This window comes from Kitasatospora sp. LaBMicrA B282 (genome assembly GCF_050325825.1).
In the GTDB taxonomy this organism is placed as follows: Bacteria; Actinomycetota; Actinomycetes; order Streptomycetales; family Streptomycetaceae; genus Kitasatospora.
On record NZ_JBNQTI010000107.1, the window covers coordinates 12,726 to 30,724 of the forward strand.

General features: G+C 73.9%; 15 protein-coding genes. 11 read left to right on the top strand and 4 right to left on the bottom strand.

The genetic code is table 11. The features are described from left to right. Positions 1–3: 3 nt before the first annotated feature. From ACQRUO_RS25885 to ACQRUO_RS25915, 7 genes are all read left to right on the top strand, one after another. Positions 4–846 carry a response regulator transcription factor gene (locus ACQRUO_RS25885; RefSeq protein ID WP_428318465.1) on the top strand — a complete coding sequence of 281 codons (843 nt, stop codon included), beginning with the start codon at positions 4–6 and terminating at the stop codon, positions 844–846. Between the two features lie 56 nt (positions 847–902). Next, the gene (locus ACQRUO_RS25890) at positions 903–2,486 is read left to right on the top strand and encodes a HAMP domain-containing sensor histidine kinase (protein WP_428318466.1); all 1,584 of its coding nucleotides are present in this window, start codon (positions 903–905) and stop codon (positions 2,484–2,486) included. Between the two features lie 341 nt (positions 2,487–2,827). Then, on the top strand, positions 2,828–4,387 hold the full coding sequence (locus ACQRUO_RS25895; RefSeq protein WP_428318467.1) for a cytochrome ubiquinol oxidase subunit I: 1,560 nt from the start codon (positions 2,828–2,830) through the stop codon (positions 4,385–4,387). 19 nt (positions 4,388–4,406) lie between these two features. Next, positions 4,407–5,450: a cytochrome d ubiquinol oxidase subunit II gene (gene cydB, locus ACQRUO_RS25900; RefSeq protein WP_428318468.1), complete on the top strand. Its 1,044-nt coding sequence runs from the start codon at positions 4,407–4,409 to the stop codon at positions 5,448–5,450. Positions 5,451–5,455: 5 nt separating this feature from the next. Then, positions 5,456–9,028: a thiol reductant ABC exporter subunit CydD gene (cydD, locus tag ACQRUO_RS25905; protein ID WP_428318469.1), complete on the top strand. Its 3,573-nt coding sequence runs from the start codon at positions 5,456–5,458 to the stop codon at positions 9,026–9,028. 86 nt (positions 9,029–9,114) lie between these two features. Continuing rightward, a complete protein-coding gene (locus ACQRUO_RS25910; protein ID WP_428318470.1) occupies positions 9,115–9,378 on the top strand; it encodes a hypothetical protein in 264 nt (87 codons plus the stop codon). 52 nt (positions 9,379–9,430) lie between these two features. Continuing rightward, positions 9,431–11,230 (top strand): GAF domain-containing protein, encoded by a 1,800-nt coding sequence (locus tag ACQRUO_RS25915; RefSeq protein WP_428318471.1) that lies wholly within the window; start codon positions 9,431–9,433, stop codon positions 11,228–11,230. 84 nt (positions 11,231–11,314) lie between these two features. On the opposite strand, the gene ACQRUO_RS25920 is transcribed toward ACQRUO_RS25915, so the two are convergent. Beyond that, on the bottom strand, positions 11,315–11,878 hold the full coding sequence (locus tag ACQRUO_RS25920) for a carboxymuconolactone decarboxylase family protein (RefSeq protein WP_428318472.1): 564 nt from the start codon (positions 11,876–11,878) through the stop codon (positions 11,315–11,317). Between the two features lie 120 nt (positions 11,879–11,998). On the opposite strand from ACQRUO_RS25920, the gene ACQRUO_RS25925 reads away from it, so the two are divergent. Continuing rightward, positions 11,999–12,481 carry a MarR family winged helix-turn-helix transcriptional regulator gene (locus tag ACQRUO_RS25925; RefSeq protein WP_428318473.1) on the top strand — a complete coding sequence of 161 codons (483 nt, stop codon included), beginning with the start codon at positions 11,999–12,001 and terminating at the stop codon, positions 12,479–12,481. On the opposite strand, the gene ACQRUO_RS25930 is transcribed toward ACQRUO_RS25925, so the two are convergent. Continuing rightward, complete coding sequence (locus ACQRUO_RS25930; protein ID WP_428318474.1) at positions 12,471–13,580, bottom strand: DUF1648 domain-containing protein; 1,110 nt, start codon at positions 13,578–13,580, stop codon at positions 12,471–12,473. The genes ACQRUO_RS25925 and ACQRUO_RS25930 overlap by 11 nt on opposite strands. Continuing rightward, on the bottom strand, positions 13,577–14,002 hold the full coding sequence (locus tag ACQRUO_RS25935) for a GntR family transcriptional regulator (protein WP_428318475.1): 426 nt from the start codon (positions 14,000–14,002) through the stop codon (positions 13,577–13,579). The genes ACQRUO_RS25930 and ACQRUO_RS25935 overlap by 4 nt, the downstream gene beginning before the upstream one ends. Positions 14,003–14,122: 120 nt before the next feature. Between ACQRUO_RS25935 and ACQRUO_RS25940 the strand changes: the two genes are divergently transcribed. After that, complete coding sequence (locus tag ACQRUO_RS25940) at positions 14,123–14,575, top strand: SRPBCC family protein (protein ID WP_428318476.1); 453 nt, start codon at positions 14,123–14,125, stop codon at positions 14,573–14,575. 33 nt (positions 14,576–14,608) lie between these two features. Here ACQRUO_RS25940 and ACQRUO_RS25945 read toward each other — a convergent pair whose 3' ends face one another. Continuing rightward, positions 14,609–15,952: a cytochrome P450 gene (locus ACQRUO_RS25945; RefSeq protein WP_428318477.1), complete on the bottom strand. Its 1,344-nt coding sequence runs from the start codon at positions 15,950–15,952 to the stop codon at positions 14,609–14,611. 172 nt (positions 15,953–16,124) lie between these two features. Between ACQRUO_RS25945 and ACQRUO_RS25950 the strand changes: the two genes are divergently transcribed. Together ACQRUO_RS25950 and ACQRUO_RS25955 are read left to right on the top strand one after the other, a co-directional pair. Then, the gene (locus ACQRUO_RS25950) at positions 16,125–16,670 is read left to right on the top strand and encodes a SigE family RNA polymerase sigma factor (RefSeq protein ID WP_428318478.1); all 546 of its coding nucleotides are present in this window, start codon (positions 16,125–16,127) and stop codon (positions 16,668–16,670) included. A gap of 53 nt (positions 16,671–16,723) precedes the next feature. Continuing rightward, positions 16,724–17,999, top strand: a 1,276-nt coding sequence (locus ACQRUO_RS25955) for an LCP family protein (protein WP_428318479.1), incomplete at its 3' end; no start/stop codon positions are given.

Genomic DNA, 17,999 nt, shown 5'->3' on the forward strand with positions numbered 1-17,999 from the left:
ACGATGCCCACCAGCTTCGCGCAGAGCGGTTCGGCGCAGCTCGCCGCCGGTGCGCCGGCCCTCGCGCCGCGGGCCGGCGGCGAGGCCTTCCTGCTGGTGGTCGACGACGAGCCGAACATCCGCGAGCTGCTCTCCGCCTCGCTGCGCTTCTCCGGCTTCCGGGTCGAGTCGGCGGCCACCGGCGAGGAGGCGCTGGCCGCGATCGCCGTCGAGCGCCCCGACCTGGTGGTGCTCGACGTGATGCTGCCCGACCTGGACGGTTTCACCGTGGTCGAGCGGCTGCGCGAGCAGACCCGCCGCCAGCAGATCGCCAACCCCGCCGGCCTGGCCGCCCGCCCCGGCCGCCCGCGCCCGGCCGACCACCTGCCGGTGCTCTTCCTCACCGCGAAGGACGGTACCGAGGACAAGGTGCACGGCCTGGCCTCCGGCGCCGACGACTACGTCACCAAGCCGTTCAGCCTGGAGGAGCTGATCGCCCGGATCCGGGCGATCCTGCGCCGGGCCGGTGGCCCGGCCGAGGACGGCCGGCTCACCGTCGCCGACCTCACCCTGGACCCGCTGGCGCACGAGGTGACCCGGGACGGCCGGCCGATCTCGCTCTCGCCGACCGAGTTCAAGCTGCTGCACTACCTGATGGCCAACGTCGGCCGGGTGGTCTCCAAGGCGCAGATCCTGGACCACGTCTGGGCCTACGACTTCGGCGGCGACCTGAGCATCGTCGAGTCCTACATCTCCTACCTGCGCCGCAAGCTGGACTCCGGTCCGGACCACGGCCCCAAGCTGATCCACACCGTGCGCGGCATCGGCTACGCCCTGCGGCGGCCGCCGCAGCAGGCGCAGGACTGACGGACCCGGAAACCGAGGAAGACGTGCAGGGCCTGCGACGGCTGCGTGACGGAGCGGTGAGCGCCGCTCTCACCCTGGGCCGCGCCCTCGGGCGTGTGCTGCGGGCCCTGCTGCCGGGGCGCTTCCTGCGCCGCACCGGCCGGCTCTCGCTGCGCGCCCGGCTGCTGGCGCTCACCGTGGTGCTGGTGCTCACCGGGCTGGTGGTCAGCGACGCGGTGGTGCTGGGCATGGTGCGCGGCCAGCTGCTCAGCCAGGTCGACCAGCAGCTGCAGCGGATCTGCGCCAACCTCGCCCAGCGCGGCGGCGAGCACAGCGGGCAGTACCCGGGCAACTCGGCGGACTTCCCCAAGCCGACCGGCACCGATGCCAACGGCAAGCTGCGGCTGGGCAACTCCGCCCTGCCCAGCCCGTTCGAGATCCGGATGATCACCGCCGCCGGCAAGGTCAAGCACACCTACCGCCAGCCGATCGCGGCTGGCGACCCCGAGCTCGACGAGTCCGAGATCACCCTGGCGGTGGTCACCGACCACCTCGGCAGGCCCTTCGAGCTGAACGGCAACAAGGACACCCGGTGGCGGGCGCTGATCCTGCCGATCGAGAACGCCAACCCGCCGGCCGACGACACCAACCCCTCGGCCTACGTGATGGTCGCCTCCTCGCTGGACGACGTGCACGCGGCGGTGATCAAGCTCGGTCACGAGTTCCTGGTGATCGGCGGCGTGGTCCTGGTGCTGATCGCCGGGCTCGGCGCCTTCGCGGTGCGGGCCGGGCTCAAACCGCTGCGCCGGATCGAGCTGGGCACCGAGCTGATCGCGGCCGGCGAGCTCTCCTACCGGATGCCGGAGCTGCCGGTCGGCACCGAGGTGGGCCGGCTCTCGCTGGCGTTGAACGGGATGCTCGACCAGATCGAGTCGGCCTTCGCCGCCCGGGCCGCCTCCGAGGCCAGGATGCGGCGCTTCGTCGCGGACGCCTCGCACGAGCTGCGCACCCCGCTGGCCGGCATCCGCGGTTTCGCCGAGCTCTACCGGATGGGCGCGCTGAGCTCGGACGCCGACGTCAAGCGGACCATGGACCGGATCGAGAACGAGGCGGTCCGGATGGGCGGCCTGGTGGAGGATCTGCTCACGCTGGCCCGGATGGACGAGGAGCGCCCGCTCGACCTGGCCCCGATGGACCTGCGCACGCTGGCCGCCGACGCGCTGCACGACCTCACCGCGCTCGACCCGACCCGCCCGGTGGCGCTCACCGGCCCCGGCGGCACCGGCTCGCCCGGCGCGGCCGCGGTGCTCGGGGACGAGGCGCGGCTGCGCCAGGTGGTCACCAACCTGGTCGGCAACGCGGTCAAGCACACCCCGCGCGGCACCGCGGTGCGGATCGGCGTGGGCGCGGGGCCGGACGGCTGCGTGCTCGAAGTCGCCGACTCCGGGCCGGGCCTGACCACCGAACAGGCCGACCGGGTGTTCGAGCGCTTCTACCGCGTCGACGCCTCCCGCAGCCGCAACGAGGGCGGCGGCGCCGGCCTCGGCCTGGCCATCGCCACCGCCTTCGCCCGCGCCCACGGCGGCAGCCTGGGCCTGGACACCGTCCCGGGCCAGGGTGCGACCTTCCGCCTGACCCTGCCCCGTTCGAGCGGCGAGTAGCCGACCCCGGTGGGCTGATCGGCCGGGTCTGACCTGGCCTTATTTATCCCTGACGCCCTTCACGCATTCACAAGCGCTCCGCCCGCCCTTCACTCCTGCGCGGCCGCGTTCACCCCACCCCCCGGCGTCCGGCACCGGACAGGTGTGCGGCATACTGTCCTCAACGGTGAGCTTGTGAACGTGTTCACGTTCACAAGCTCGCAAGCTTGACCGGGATTGGCGTGCTTTGAGGGCAAAGGACGGTTTTGCCGGTCGGGTGAGGCAGGATCTGGGGCAAACCCGATCAAGCCGGTGTGGGCCGGACGGACCACGCCGGACCGGACGGAAGGGAAGAGGGCGAAGTGCAACTGGCGATCGCTCACGAGACCATCGCGCGGTGGCAGTTCGGGGTCACCACCGTCTACCACTTCCTCTTCGTGCCGCTGACCATCAGCCTGGCGGCCACGGTCGCCGGGCTGGAGACGGCCTGGGTGCGGACGGGGAAGGAGAAGTACTTCCACGCCACCAAGTTCTGGGGGAAGCTCTTCCTGATCAACATCGCCATGGGCGTGGTGACCGGGATCGTCCAGGAGTTCCAGTTCGGGATGAACTGGTCCGACTACTCGCGCTTCGTCGGGGACGTGTTCGGCGCGCCGCTGGCGATGGAGGCGCTGATCGCCTTCTTCTTCGAGTCCACCTTCATCGGCCTGTGGATCTTCGGCTGGGACAAGCTGCCGAAGAAGATCCACTGCGCCTGCATCTGGATGGTGGCGCTCGGCACCGTGCTCTCCGGCTACTTCATCCTGGCGGCCAACTCCTGGATGCAGCACCCGGCCGGGTACACGATCGACCCGGTCACCCACAAGGCGCAGCTCACCGACATCACCAAGGTGCTGTTCCAGGACACCACCCTGGTGGTGGTCTTCCACACCCTCACCGCCGCCTTCCTGACCGGCGCCGCCTTCATGGTCGGCATCTCCTCCTGGCACCTGTGGCGGGCCAAGCGGGCAGCCGGATCCTCCGAAGGCGCGGTGGTCGACCGGCGCAGGACCGCGGCGCTGCGCACCTCGCTGCGGCTCGGCCTGGTGATGGCCGTGGTCGCCGGGCTGGGCACCGCGATCAGCGGCGACACCCTGGCCAAGGTGATGTTCGAGCAGCAGCCGATGAAGATGGCCTCCGCCGAGGCGCTCTGGGACACCGAGTCGCCCGCGCCGTTCTCCATCTTCGCGATCGGCAACGTCGAGAAGGGCCACAACTCGGTGGAGCTGGAGGTCCCCGGGATACTGTCCTTCCTCGCCAAGAGCGACTTCAGCTCCCCGGTGCCCGGGATCAACGACACCGCGGCGGCCGAGGCCGCCAAGTACGGCGGCAAGCCGACCGACTACATCCCCAACATCTTCGTCACCTACTGGGGCTTCCGGCTGATGATCGGGTTCGGCATGACCTCCTTCGTGGCGGGTCTGATCGGACTCTGGACCACCCGCAAGCACCGCTTCCTGGCCCCCGAGTTCCGCACCGGCGAGGACGAGCCGCCGCGCCTGATGCTCACCCCGCGCCGCGAGCTCGGCCCGCAGCTGACCAAGTGGAGCTGGCGGATCGGCATCCTGACCATGGGCTTCCCGCTGATCGCCAACAGCTTCGGCTGGATCTTCACCGAGATGGGCCGTCAGCCCTGGTCGGTCTTCGGCCTGATGACCACCGCCGACTCGGTCTCCCCCAACGTCGGCGTGACCACCCAGGTGATCGCCTTTTGCACCTTCACCGCGCTCTACGCGGTGCTCGCGGTGATCGAGGTGCGCCTGCTCGCCAAGTACGCCAAGGCCGGACCCGACGTGACCGAACAGCCGCCCGCCAAGGACCCCACGCTGCGCGGCCCGGCGGCCGACGAGGACGCCGACCGCCCGCTGGCCTTCGCCTACTGAGCCCGGGGAGAGAAGAGAGATGCAGCTCCACGACGTCTGGTTCGTGCTGATCGCGGTCCTCTGGATCGGCTACTTCTTCCTGGAGGGCTTCGACTTCGGCATCGGGATCCTCACCAGGCTGCTGGCCCGGGACCGGGCCGAGCGGCGGGTCCTGATCAACACCATCGGCCCGGTCTGGGACGGCAACGAGGTCTGGTTGCTCACCGCGGGCGGTGCCACCTTCGCGGCCTTCCCGGACTGGTACGCCACGCTGTTCAGCGGCTTCTACCTGCCGCTGCTGGCGATCCTGGTCTGCCTGATCGTGCGCGGCGTGGCCTTCGAGTACCGGCACAAGCGCAGCGAGGAGCGCTGGCAGCGGGGCTGGGAGCAGGCGATCTTCTGGACCTCGCTGCTGCCCGCCTTCCTCTGGGGCGTGGCCTTCGCCAACATGGTGCACGGCGTGGCGATCGACCAGCAGAAGAACTACACCGGCAGCGTCCTGGACCTGCTCAACCCCTACGCGGTGCTCGGCGGGCTGACCACCCTGGTGCTCTTCACCTTCCACGGCGCACTGTTCGCCGCGCTCAAGACGGTCGGCGAGATCCGGCTGCGGGCGCGCGCCCTGGCGCTGCAACTCGGGCTGGTGACCGCGGTGCTGGCGCTGGTCTTCCTGGTCTGGACCCAGGTGGACCGGGGCACCGGCGGCAGCATGGGCGCCCTGGTGGTGGCGGTGCCGGCGCTGCTCGGCGCGATGTTCGCGGTCCGGCTGGGCCGCGAGGGCTGGGCCTTCGCGCTCTCCGGGCTGACCGTGGTGGCCGTCGTCTCGATGCTCTTCCTGGCGCTCTTCCCGAACGTGATGCCCTCCACCCTCAACCCGGACTGGAGCCTGACCGTTGCCAACGCCTCCTCCGCGCCCTACACGCTCAAGCTGATGACCGTGGTCGCGGCGGTCTTCACCCCGATCGTGCTGCTCTACCAGGGCTGGACCTACTGGGTGTTCCGCAAGCGGATCGGCGTCCAGCACATCCCGGCCGGCGAGCACCTGCCGGCCGGCGACCACCGCCCGGCCGGCGCGGAGGGCTGACGGCGATGAAGCCCGTCGACCCGCGGCTGCTCGCCCAGGCCCGCACCACCCGGGCCTTCCTGGCCGGCACGGTGCTGCTCGGCGGTGTGGGCGCGCTGCTGCTGCTGGCCCAGGCCACGCTGATCGCCGAGATCACCGTGCGCTGCTTCCAGCGCGGCCAGGGCGTGGCCCAACTGACCGGCCCGCTGGTGCTGCTGGCGGCCACCGCGGCCGGCCGGGCGCTGGTCGCCTGGCTCACCGAACTGGCCGCCCACCGCTCGGTGGCCCGGGTCAAGTCGCAGCTGCGCGGGCGGCTGCTGGCGCACGCCACCGCGCTCGGCCCCGGCTACCTGGCCGGGCGCCGCACCGGCGAGCTGACCACCCTGGCCACCCGGGGGATCGACGCGCTGGACGACTACTTCGCCCGCTACCTGCCGCAGCTCGCGCTCGCCGTGGTGGTGCCCGCCGTGCTGCTGGCCCGGATCACCGGCGCGGACTGGGAGAGCGCGGCGGTCATCGCCGGGACGCTGCCGCTGATCCCGCTCTTCATGGTGCTGATCGGCTGGGCCACCAAGGACCGGATGGACCGCCAGTGGCGGGCGCTGTCCCGGCTCTCGCACCACTTCCTGGACGTGGTCGGCGGACTGCCCACGCTCAAGGTGTTCAACCGGGCCAAGGCGCAGACCGCGGCGATCCGGAAGATCACCGACGAGCACCGCAGGGCGACCCTGCGCACGCTGCGGATCGCCTTCGTCTCCTCCTTCGCGCTGGAACTGATCGCCACCATCTCGGTGGCGCTGGTCGCGGTCTCCGTCGGCTTCCGGCTGGTGGACGGCTCGCTCGGGCTGGAGACCGGCCTGCTGGTGCTGGTGCTGGCCCCCGAGGTGTACTTCCCGCTGCGCCAGGTCGGCGCGCACTACCACGCCAGCGCCGAGGGCCTGGCGGCCGCCGCCGAGGTCTTCGCGGTGCTGGAGACCCCGCTCCCGGCGGCCGGCACCCGGCCCGCCCCGCCGCTGGCCGGTGCCACGGTGACGGTCGGTCCGCTGACCGTCGGGTACCCCGGCCGCACCGTTCCCGCGCTCGACGGCGCCGCGGTGGAGCTCGCCCCCGGCAGCACCACCGCGCTCACCGGGCCGAGCGGCGCCGGCAAGAGCACCCTGCTCGGCGTGCTGCTGGGCTTCGTCCGGCCGGACGCCGGGGAGGTCACGGTGACGGCCGCCGACGGCCGCTCGTACCCGCTGGCCGAGCTGGACCCCGACTCCTGGCGGGCCCAGCTCGCCTGGGTGCCGCAGCGCCCCTACCTGTTCGCCGGCACGGTGGCGGAGAACGTCCGGCTGGCCCGGCCGGAGGCGTCCGAGGCGCAGCTGCGTGCCGCGCTGGCCGCCGCGCACGCACTGGACTTCGTCGAGCGGCTGCCGCGGGGGCTGGCGACCCGGCTGGGCGAGGGCGGCGCGGGCCTGTCCGCCGGGCAGCGGCAGCGGCTGGCGCTGGCCCGGGCGCTGCTGACGGAGCGTCCGCTGGTGCTGCTGGACGAGCCGACCGCCAACCTGGACGCGGCCAGCGAGGCGGCGATCGTGGCGGCGGTGGGCGAGTTGGCGGCCGACCCCGCGCGCACCGTGCTGCTGGTGGCGCACCGGCCGGCGCTGCTGGCGGTGGCGGATGCCCGGGTGGAGCTGGCGGCGCCGGGGGGCGCTGCTCGGGTGGCGGCTGCGGGCGGCGTGCTGCCGTCGGCCCCGCCTGCGGAGGCGGCGCCTTCGCCCGTTCCCCTGCCGGCCCTGCCCGCCGCTGCTTCTCCGTCCCTTCCCGCCCTTCCGCCGCTCCGCCGCATCTCCGCGCTCCTCGCCGCCGCCGAGACCGGGCGCGCCCGGCGCCGGTTCGCGCTCGCGGTGCTGCTCGGCAGCCTGGCGCTGGGCTGCGCGGTGGCGCTGCTGGCCACCTCCGGCTGGCTGATCTCCAAGGCCGCCCAACAGCCCCCGGTGCTCTACCTGATGATGGCGGTCACCTCGGTGCGCGCCTTCGGGGTCGGCCGCAGCTTCTTCCGCTACTGCGAGCGGCTGGTCTCGCACGACGCCGTGCTGCGCATCCTGGGCAGCCTGCGGGTCACCGTCTACCGCCGGTTGGAGCGGCTGGCGCCGGCCGCGCTGCCCGCCTTCCGGCGCGGCGACCTGCTCTCCCGGCTGGTCGCGGACGTGGACGCGGTGCAGGACTGGTACCTGCGCTGGCGGTTGCCGGTCGCGGTCGCGGTGACCGTCTCACTGGCCGCCGCCGTCGGCCTCGGGCTGCTGCTGCCGGCCGCCGGGGTGGCCCTGGGCGTCGGCCTGCTGCTGGCGGGCGCGGTGGTGCCGCTGCTGGCGGCCCGGCTGGCAGGCCGGACCGAGCGGCAACAGGCGCCCGCACGTGGCGAGTTGGCCACCGCCGTGGTGGACACCTGCACCGGGGTCGCCGAGCTGACCGCGGCCGGCGCACTGCCGGCCCGGCTCGGCGTGCTGCGGGCGGCCGACGCCAGGCTGACCGCGCTGGCCGCCCGCTCGGCCGCCACCACCGCCCTCGGCGCCGGCCTGACCACGCTGCTCACCGGCCTCACGGTGGCCGTCTGCGCGCTGGTCGGGGTGGCCGGGGTGCGGTCCGGTGAACTCAACGGGCTCAGCCTGGCGGTGGTGATCCTCACCCCGCTGGCCGCCTTCGAGGCGGTGGCCGGGCTGCCGAGCGCGGTGCAGATCCGCGAGCGCAGCCGGGCCGCGGCCGCTCGGTTGGTCGAGGTGGTGGACACCCCGGACCCGGTGGCCGAGCCGGCGGCGCCCGCTGCCGCCCCCGCGGACCCCTTCCCGCTGGCGGTGCGCGGCCTGCGGGCGAGCTGGCCCGGGCAGCAGGGCCTGGCGCTGGACGGCGTGGACCTCGACCTCGCCGCCGGGAAGCGGATCGCGGTGGTCGGCCCGTCCGGCTCCGGCAAGACCACGCTGGCCCAGGTGCTGCTGCGACTGCTCGACCAGCAGGACGGGTCCGTGGTGCTGGGCGCCGGTTCTCCACAGGCTGTGGACAGTCGCGCGCTGGACGGCGACGCGGTGCGGGCGCTGGTGGGCCTCTGCGCCCAGGACGCGCACGTCTTCGACAGCTCCCTGCGCGAGAACCTGCGCCTGGCCCGGCCGTCCGCCGCCGACGCCGACCTGCGCGCCGCGCTGTCCGCGGCCCGGCTGCTGGACTGGGTCGACACCCTGCCGGACGGCCTGGACACCATGGTCGGCGAACACGGCGCCCGCCTGTCGGGCGGCCAGCGCCAACGGCTCGCGCTGGCCCGGGCGTTGCTCGCCGACTTCCCGCTGCTGATCCTCGACGAGCCCGCCGAACACCTCGACCTGCCGACCGCGGATGCCCTGACGGCCGACCTGCTCACCGCCACCGAGGACCGCGCCACCCTGCTGATCACCCACCGCCTGGCGGGACTCGAGCAGGCGGGCATCGACGAGATCCTCGTCCTGGACGGCGGCGTCGTGGCGGAGCGGGGCGCGTGGGGCGAGCTGGTGACCCGCGAGGGCGGGCGCCTGCGGGCCCTGTGGGAGCTGGAGGCGGCGGGGGAACGGCTGGTGGGGGCGGGAGCGTAGGGCCGGGTGTCGGCTTCGAGCGCTGCGGGCCGGCGGCGGACTCGTGGAATGTGAATAACTCGTGCTCTTCCTTTGAAGGTTGAGTGGTGTCATCCTGGTGCTCCGAGATGGGCGACCAGGGGGTGGACCCGATGGCGGAGTGGGACGGGAGCAGAAGGCGGTTCCTGCTGGCGGCGGGAGTGGGGGTGCTGCTGGGGGTGCCGCTGCTGGCGGGGTGCAAGAAGAGCGACTCGGACAACGGGCCGGACGGGGTCGACGGCGGCGGTGGTGGGGCCGGCGGGAGCGGTGGGGGCGAGGGTGGCGGGGGCGACGGCGGGGGTGAAGGCGGCGAAGGGGGCGGCGGCGACTGACGCGGTGCGTCCTACCGGGTGATCGGCTCGCCCAGCGCCTATGGTCGGGGGCATGGCGACCACCCCCGCGCCCGACGACTCGCGGCCCGATCCGCAGCCCGCCCCGCACCGGGTGCCGGAGATCTCCTCGCTGGGCCTCGACACGCTGGTGACCGAGGTCTCCGAGCGCTTGCAGTCCGCCGCCGCGGTGACCGACCGGATGCAGCGGCTGCTGGAGGCGGTGGTCTCGGTCGGGGCGGGGCTGGACCTGCACGCGACCCTGGAGCGGATCGCCTCCGGGGCCGCCGAACTGGTCGACGCCAAGTACGCGGCGCTCGGGGTGATCTCGCCGGGCGGGCACGGGCTGAGCGACTTCATCCACGTCGGGATCGACGAGGCGACCGCCGCCGAGATCGGCGATCTGCCGGCCGGGCGCGGCGTCCTCGGGGTGCTGATCGAGCACCCCGAGCCCTTGCAACTGGACGACCTGTCCAGTGATCCGCGGGCGGCCGGCTTCCCCTCGCACCACCCGCCGATGCGCTCCTTCCTGGGCGAGCCGATCCGGGTGCGGGAGGAGGTGTTCGGCAACCTCTACCTGACCGAGAAGCGCGGTGGCGGCGGGTTCACCCCGGAGGACGCGCAGGTGGTGCACGCGCTGGCGGCCGCCGCCGGGGTGGCGATCGAGAACGCCCGGCTGTACGAGGAGGGCCGCCGCCGGGAGCGCTGGATCGCCGGCGCGGCGGCCGTGACCACCGCGCTGCTCTCCACCGAGAACGCGCACGACGCGCTCGCGGTGGCCGCCGAGCGGGTGCGGGAGCTGGCCGACGCCGAGCTCGGGATGATCATGCTGCCCACCGGGGACGGCAACCTGCGGGTCTCGCACGCCTCGGGTGAGCAGGCCGAGTACGTGCGGGGCGAGCTGGTCCCCGGCACCGGGTACGCGGCCCGGCTGCGGGACGGCGAGAGCATCTTCATCGATGACCTCTCCCAGGACCCGGCGCTGGTGATGCGCCTGGCCCGCCGCTACGGCCCCTCCATGGCGCTGCCGATGGTGGCCGCCGGCCAGGTGCTGGGCGGCCTGGTGGTCTGGCGGGCCCGCGGCGCCCGCCCGTTCAGCGAGGCCACCAAGGAACTGGCGGCCACCTTCGCCTCGCAGGCCGCGCTCGCCCTGCGGCTGGCCGAGGGGCAGCGCGACCGGCAGCGGCTGGCCGTCTTCCAGGACCGCGACCGGATCGCCCGCGACCTGCACGACCTGGTGATCCAGCGGCTCTTCGCCACCGGCATGATGCTGGAGAGCGCCGCCCGCCGGGCCATCGTCCCCGAGGTGACCGAGCGGCTCGGTCACGCGGTGGACGAGCTGGACGCCACCATCCAGGAGGTCCGCACCACCATCTACGCGCTCCAGCACGACGACCACGGCGACGAGCCCGACACCCTGCGCACCCGGGTGCTGCGCGAGGGCAGCCAGGCCGCCGGGGCGCTCGGCTTCAAGCCGACGATCACCTTCACCGGCCCGGTGGAGACCCTGGTCGGCGAGGCGACCGCGCGTCAACTGCTGGCCGCGCTGCGCGAGATGCTCTCCAACACCGCCCGGCACGCCCGGGCTTCCCGGGTCGGCGTGCAGGTCGTCGCCACCGTGCACCTGGACGAGCACGGCCACCCGGTCTCCGGCGACCCCGAGGCGGTGGACCGCCCGGGTCGCCCGGGCGTGCTGCTCACCGTGACCGACGACGGCGCGGGCATCCCCGAGGGCGGGCGCCGCAGCGGCCTGGCCAACCTGCGCCGCCGGGCCGAGGCGCTGGGCGGCGACGCCTGGCACGAGCCGGGGCCGGACCGCCGCGGCACCCGGGTGAGCTGGTCGGCCCGGCTGTAGGCGCCCGGTTGGTTCGTCGGGCGGCCCGGCTGTAGGCGGTCCCGTTGTTCGTCGGGAGGTCCGGCTGTCGGCGCCCGGTTCGGCTCAGGCTGCGGCCGGCTGCCAGGCGAACGGGGCGAGCCGTTCGTCCGGCGTGGCGCCGGTGAGGCGGTTGGCGAAGGTGGACAGGGTGTACGTGCCGATGCCGAGGACCACCTCCAGCGCGTTGCGCGGGGTGAAGCCGTGGCCCAGGAAGGCGTCGAGGGCCGCCGGGTCGGCGGCGCCCGCGGTGGCGAGCAGGTGCAGGGTGAAGGTGCGGACGGCGGCGAGCCGCGGGTCGGGCAGCGGGGTGCCGTCGCGCAGGGCGGTGATCAGGGCGGGGTCGGCGCCGAGCGTGGTCAGTTTCGCGGTGTGCATCGCCACGCAGAGCTCGCAGCCGTTGCGGGTGGCGACGGTGAGCACCAGCACCTCACGCGCGAGTTGGTCGAGCGAGCTGCGCTCGAAGCGGGCGCTCAGGTCGAGGAAGCCGGTGAGCAGTTCGGGGGACTCGGCCATCAGGCCGACCGCGTCGGGCAGGTGGCCGAGGTGGCGGTGGGTGGTCTCCATGGCGGCGCGGGACGCGGCCGGGGCGGACTGCGGGGTGTGGACGGGGAAGTACTGTCGGGACATGACGGAGGTCTCCTCGTTCGCCGTGCAGGGGGCAGCAACAGGTGCCCGCGATGGACAACGTGGTTGACTAAAAACGTAAACCAGGTTGTCGATCGAAGCAAGGGGCGAGGAGTGTCCGCGATGGGTGAGGCCGTGCCGGAGCGCGAGAGCCACGGGTTCGAACTGCCGCTGCTGCTCTTCGCCGGCTTCCGCTCGATCATTGACCGGCTGCACGCCGAACTCGCCGCACAGGGCCACCCGGAGGCCCGGCCGGCGCACGGCTTCGCCCTGCAGGCCGTGGGCCTGCAGGGCGCGAGCGCGAGCGAGGTGGGGCGGCGGCTGGGCGTCTCCAAGCAGGCGGCCGGCAAGACGATCGACCGGCTGGCGGTCCTCGGGTACGTGCAGCGGGCCGACGACCCGGCCGACGCCCGGCGCAAGCTGGTCCGGCTCACCCCGCGCGGCCTGGACCTGCTGACCCGCTCGGCCGAGGTGTTCGAGCAACTGCGTGCCGAGTGGGTGGCGCAGCTGGGCGCCGAGCGGGTGCGGCAACTGGAGCGGGACCTGCGGGTGATGGCGCCGGCCGAGTACTTCCGGCTGGACGTGGCGGGCTGGCTCAGCGGGTGAGCAGCGGCAGTCCGACCGCGAGGCCGAGCAGCAGGACCACGAAGGCCACGGCGCCGGGGTTGGCCAGGTTGAGCGTCCAGCCGATGCCGAACCGCTTGGGCACGAAGAGCGCGGAGTCCTCCCGGTTCAGGTAGAACAGGCCGCCCAGGCGCCAGTGGCGGTCGTCGTCCTGGTGCTCCACCGGCGGGGTGGTCGGCCCCGCGTCGGGCGCCTGTTCCGCGACCCGCAGCCGGCTGCCGTTCTGCCCGCTGCTGAGCGCCGCCCAGAGCACCACGGCCAGGCCGACCACGATCGGCAGCAGCACCGGCAGCACGGCCAGGGTGTGGCTGCCGGACCAGATCTGCCAGGCGGCCCAGGCCAGCGAGAGGTCGAAGCAGGTGGTCAGGGTCAGCATGGCGTGGGCCATCCGGGTGCGGAAGAGGCGGTACTGGCCGGCCGTCACCTTGGCCCGGGCCGGGTCCAGGTCCGGGCGGGCCCGGAAGACCAGCCAGGTGAGCAGGACCAGCAGCAGGGTGAGCCCGAGCTGCGCGAGGACGACCGCGAAGACGTTGCCCACCGACTTGGCGGCGAACCGGTCGACGTGGCCCGGGCCGTTGAAGTGCATCGGCAGCCGGTCCGGCATCGAGGGGTAGCGGACCACGCCGGTGACCAGCGTCGCCACCACGATCAGCGCCGCCGGGAGCGCCCCGAGCCAGGGGAAGCGGCCGGGTGCGGTGCGCAGCGAGGTGTCGGCCACCACGCCCTGCCGCACCCCCTGGTACCACTGCTCGCGCTGCTTGACCGCGCCGATCGCCCGGTGTGCGCGCAGGTATCCGGCCAGTTGGACGGCCAGCACGGCGAACACCGTCAGCACGCTCGCGGCGGGGCTCCCGGTGCGAAGCCCCCAGGCCGTCCCGGCGGCGAGGACGGCTCCGCCGGCCAGGCCGACCCACCAGCGGTAGGACCGCCGCTGCTCGGAGATCACCGGCGCCTGCACCCGGTTGCTGGGCACCCGCACCCCGAACGGCAGGGTCGGCGTGGTGAAGGAGGGCATCAGCCAGGCCGCGGCGAGCAGCAGCAGGCAGACCAGGGACTGGATCAGCACAGCGGTGGAACTCATGATGCCGGGTCTCCCAACTCCGACGCAGGTACGGGGTGGTGCGGGCCGAAGTCGGCGAGGGTGGCGGTGCAGGCGGTCAGCGCGGCCGACCTGTCGAGGCCCTGGGCGACGGCTTCGGCGAGCAGGGTGTGCAGGCGGGCCTGCCACTGCTCGGTGAAGCCGGGGGGCGGCGCTCCCGAGGTCCGGTCGCGCTGGACCACTGCGCCGCTCTTCCGGTTGAGGATCAGCAGGCCCTCCTGGCGGAGCAGGTCGTAGGCCTTGTTGACGGTGTGGAAGTTGATCCCCAGGTCCGCGGCGAGTTGCCGGGTCGAGGGCAGCGGGCTGCCCTCGACGAGATCGCCGAGGGCGATCGCCTCGACGACCCGGTCCCGGATCTGCTGGTAGATCGGGATCTCGCTGCTCAGGTCGAGGGTGAGGAGCACGGTCTCCCTCCTTCGGTGTCTATCTGCTCTATTACTTATAGAACAGATAGCGCGGTCGGTGCAACGGCCGGCTCGTGTCAGCGCCGGCCCCTGTCAGTGCCGCCCGGTAGGTTGCCGGCCATGACGACCGAGCAGCCGCTGAGCTACCGCCGCACCATCGCCGCCCCCGCCGATCGGGTCTGGGCCGCGGTCACCACCAGTGAGGGCAGCAAGGCCACCCTCTACGGCTGTGTGATCGAGACCGACTTCGCCGTGGGCGGCCCGGTGGAGTTCGTCGGGTACACCGCGGAGGGCGAGCGGATCGTCCAGGTCTACGGCGAGGTGCTGGCCTACGACGCGCCGCACCGCTTCGCCTACCGGCAGCACCCGGGCGCGGTGCACAACCCCGCCCACGCCGAGACCAGTTGCCGGATGAGCTACACCGTCACCCCGCTGGACGGGGGCGGCACCGAGCTGGAGCTGACGGTGGACCAGTGGACCCCGGGCAACCCCGCCTACCGGCACGCCGCCGCCGAGTACCCGAAGTCCGCCTACCTCGACGCCGTCCAGGCCTTCGCGGAGGGCGGCGTCTGAGGGGCTCGGGGGGTCTGACGGGCGGCGGACCGCCTAGCGGCCGAGCATCCGCAGCCGCAGCCGGCGCGGTCGCAGCACCGTGGTGAGCCGGACCGGGCGGTCGTGCAGCGGTTCGCCCGGCAGTGCGGCGGGCTGGTACCGGACCAGCAGGGTGGCCAGCGCGATCGCCGCCTCGGCGCGGGCGTAGTCGGCGCCGATGCACTGGCGCGGCCCGTTGGAGAAGCCGGCGAAGCCCCAGCGGGGCAGGGCGGCGGCACGTTCCGGCAGCCAGCGGTCCGGGTCGAAGCGGGCGGGGTCGGCGAAGATCCGCGGGTTGTGGTGGGCCACGTACGGGCTGAGCAGCACCTGGCTGCCCGCGGCCAGCACCCGCCCGCCCAGCTCGACCTCGCGGGTGCAGCGGCGCAGCAGCACCCAGCCGGGCGGGTACAGCCGCAGCGCCTCGGTCAGCACCCGGGCGGTGTACGGCAGTCGGGGCAGGTCGGCCCACGCGGCCGGGCGGCCGCCGGTCAGCACCGCGTCGAGCTCCGCCTGCACGGCGGCCAGCACCCGCGGGTGCGCCGTCAGCAGCTGCAGGGTCCAGGAGAGCTGGGAGGCGGTGGTCTCGGCGCCGGCCAGCAGCAGGGTGACCACCTGGTCGTGCAGTTCGCGGTCGGACAGCATGGAGCCGTCCTCGTCCCGGGCGGTCAGCAGGCCGGCCAGCAGGTCGCGCCGGCCGGCTCCGGCGGCCCGGTGGTCGCGCACCAGCTCGGCCACCGTGCGTTCCAGGGTGCGCACCGCCGCCCGGTAGCGGGGGCCGGCGGGCAGCAGCATGACGCGGCGGAGCGCACCGGCGAACGCGGTCTCGAAGGCGTGCTGCAGGCGGTCGGCCAGCGCCTCGGGCACCTCGGTGCCGAGCAGGCTGCGGGCCACCACCCGCAGGGTGAACCGGTAGCAGGCGGGGAACACCTCGACCACCTCGCCCGGGCGCCAGGACTCGGCCAGCAGCGCCGCCTCCCGGGTCATCACGTCCGCGTACTCGGCCACCCGCTCGGGCCGGAACTCCGGCTGCAACAGCCGCCGCTGGCGCCGGTGGTCGGCGTGCGCGCAGGTGGCGAGCCCGTTGCCGAGGATCCGGCGGAACCGCTGGTAGAGCGGGCCGCCCTTGTCGAAGGTCCGGTCGTCCGCGTACACCTGCCGGAGCAGCTCCGGATGGCAGGGCACCACCAGCCGGTTCGGGCCCAGCCGGATCTCCACCAGGTCGCCGAGCCCCGGCAACCGCCCCAGGAACCCCGCCGGATCCCGCACCAGCGCAGGCAGGTGCCCGAGCCCGGGCACCGCCCCGGGGGCCGCGGCGTGCGTGTGGGTCGTGGTCGCGGTAGCCCGCGCTGACGAGGACACGCAAGCAGGGTAGGCGGCGGCGGGGGCGGCGGGGTAGTGCACCGCCGGGGAGCGGAGAACGAGGTCCGATGGCCGGGGCCGAAACCACCTCGGCCGAAAAATATTCTCGAACGATGTAACGCGTTCTGCTCCCCGGGTCGTCATAGGGCGGATGGTCCGAACGGGAGTGGTGATGACCAAGAGCAGCAGTAGCGCGCGGGAAGCGATGGAGGAGGAGTTCCTCGCCTTCGCGACCGCGCGGTCCGGGCAGCTGTACCGCTCCGCGTACTTCCTGACCGGCGGGGACGCGCACCTGGCGGAGGACCTGGTGCAGGAGACGCTCGGGCGGATGTACGCGCACTGGCACCGGGTGGCCCGGCCGGGGCGGCACGGGCGGATCGCGGACCCGGCGGCCTACGCGCAGACCGTGCTGGCGCGGCAGTTCCTCTCGCACCAGCGGCGGCGCAGCAGCCGGGAGCGGCCCTCGGCCCGGCTGCCCGACCTGACCGGCCCGGAGACCGACCCCAGCCTGCGGGTCACGCTGACCGAGGCGCTGGCCCAACTGCCGCCCCGGGACCGGGCGGTCCTGGTCATGCGGTACTGGGAGGACCGCAGCGTCGAGGAGACCGCCACCGCACTGCGCGCCAACGCCGGGGCGGTGCGCACCCGCAGCGCGCGGGCGCTGGCGAAGCTGCGCACTCTGCTCGGCGACTCGTTGGCCGAGCTGGCCATCCGCTGACCCGCCGACTGCCGCGAACCCTGCCCTGCCCTGCCTGAAAGACGGTGACCCCCATGCCAGCCGATCCGCAGCCCGACGAGGAGTTCGAGGCCGACCTCGCCCGGGCCTTCGACGAGGCCGCCCACGAGGTGCGCAGCGTCGCCGACCCGCTGGTGGTCGGCGGGCTGGCCCGTGGCCGGGCCCGCCGCCGGCGCCGCCGGATCGCGACGATCACCGGCAGCTGCGTCGCGCTCGCGGTGCTGGCCGGCGGCGGCCTGGCGGCGAACGTGCTCTCCGGCCCGCAGCCGGTGGCCAGTTCGCAGGCGCTGACCGTGGCCGACCGGAGCACGCCCCCGCCCCCGCACCTGGACAAGGGAATGAACATCCTGCTGATCGGTCTGGCCACCGCGAAGGCGCCGGACGGCAGCGCGCCGCCCGACTCCTTCGTCCGGGACCAACTGCACGCCGGCTCCGAAGCCGTGGAGGGCCTCGACCGGACCGACACGCTGCTGGTGCTGCACTTCCCGGCGGACGGGGGGCCGGCCTCCGGGCTGTCCGTGCCGCGCGACGTCTGGGCGCAGAGCGCCGGGCTCGACGGGCGGGCCTATCCGGTCGGCTCGGTCTACGCGGTGGCCGAGGCGGCCACCACGGCCAAGCTGAAGGGCCAGGGCCCGACCGCCGACCAGGTGGCGGAACGCGGCCGGGAGGCGGGCCGGGCCGCGACCATCGCGACCGTCCAGCAGTTGCTCGGCGTCCCGATCGACCACTTCGCCGAGTTCGACCTGGCCGGCTTCTACGACATCGCCAAGGCGATCGGCCCGATCGACGTCTGCGTCACCCACGCGACCCAGGACCGGGCGTCCGGGGCAGACCTGAAGCAGGGCCTCAACACCCTGGACCCGGCCCAGGCGCTCGCCTTCGTGCGCCAGCGGCACGGCGTCGACGACGGCAGCGACCTCGCCCGGACCCGCCGGCAGCAGGCCTTCATCGCCTCGGCGCTGCACACCCTGCGGGACCAGGGCGTCTTCGACGAACTGAGCAAGGCGCAGAAGTTGTTCGCGGCGGTGGGCGGCGATCTGGTGGCCGACCAGGGCTGGAACCCGCTGGACCTGCTGCAGCACGGGGGCGGTCTGCTCGACGGGCGGGCGACCCTGCGGACCCTGCCGGTCGGGCAGGCGACGGTGGAGCAGGACGGCGTCCAGACGGGGATGGGGTACCACGTGGACCCGGCAGTGGTGCGGGGGGTGGCGCAGTCGGTGCTCTCCGACGCGGGGGCGTCCGCGACGTCCGCGACCTCCGCGCCCGGCAGCGGTGCGGCGGGGGGGGCCCACGGGGGGGCGGCCTCCCCCC

Excerpts from the sequence above, each read along its gene's own strand:
- ACQRUO_RS25940 (WP_428318476.1), top strand. The coding sequence starts at position 14,123 with ATGACGACCGAGCAGCCGCTGAGCTACCGCCGCACCATCGCCGCCCCC.
- ACQRUO_RS25950 (WP_428318478.1), top strand. The coding sequence starts at position 16,125 with ATGACCAAGAGCAGCAGTAGCGCGCGGGAAGCGATGGAGGAGGAGTTC.
- cydB (WP_428318468.1), top strand. The coding sequence starts at position 4,407 with ATGCAGCTCCACGACGTCTGGTTCGTGCTGATCGCGGTCCTCTGGATC.
- ACQRUO_RS25915 (WP_428318471.1), top strand. The coding sequence starts at position 9,431 with ATGGCGACCACCCCCGCGCCCGACGACTCGCGGCCCGATCCGCAGCCC.
- cydD (WP_428318469.1), top strand. The coding sequence starts at position 5,456 with ATGAAGCCCGTCGACCCGCGGCTGCTCGCCCAGGCCCGCACCACCCGG.
- ACQRUO_RS25885 (WP_428318465.1), top strand. The coding sequence starts at position 4 with ATGCCCACCAGCTTCGCGCAGAGCGGTTCGGCGCAGCTCGCCGCCGGT.
- ACQRUO_RS25925 (WP_428318473.1), top strand. The coding sequence starts at position 11,999 with ATGGGTGAGGCCGTGCCGGAGCGCGAGAGCCACGGGTTCGAACTGCCG.
- ACQRUO_RS25920 (WP_428318472.1), bottom strand. The coding sequence starts at position 11,878 with ATGTCCCGACAGTACTTCCCCGTCCACACCCCGCAGTCCGCCCCGGCC.
- ACQRUO_RS25930 (WP_428318474.1), bottom strand. The coding sequence starts at position 13,580 with ATGAGTTCCACCGCTGTGCTGATCCAGTCCCTGGTCTGCCTGCTGCTG.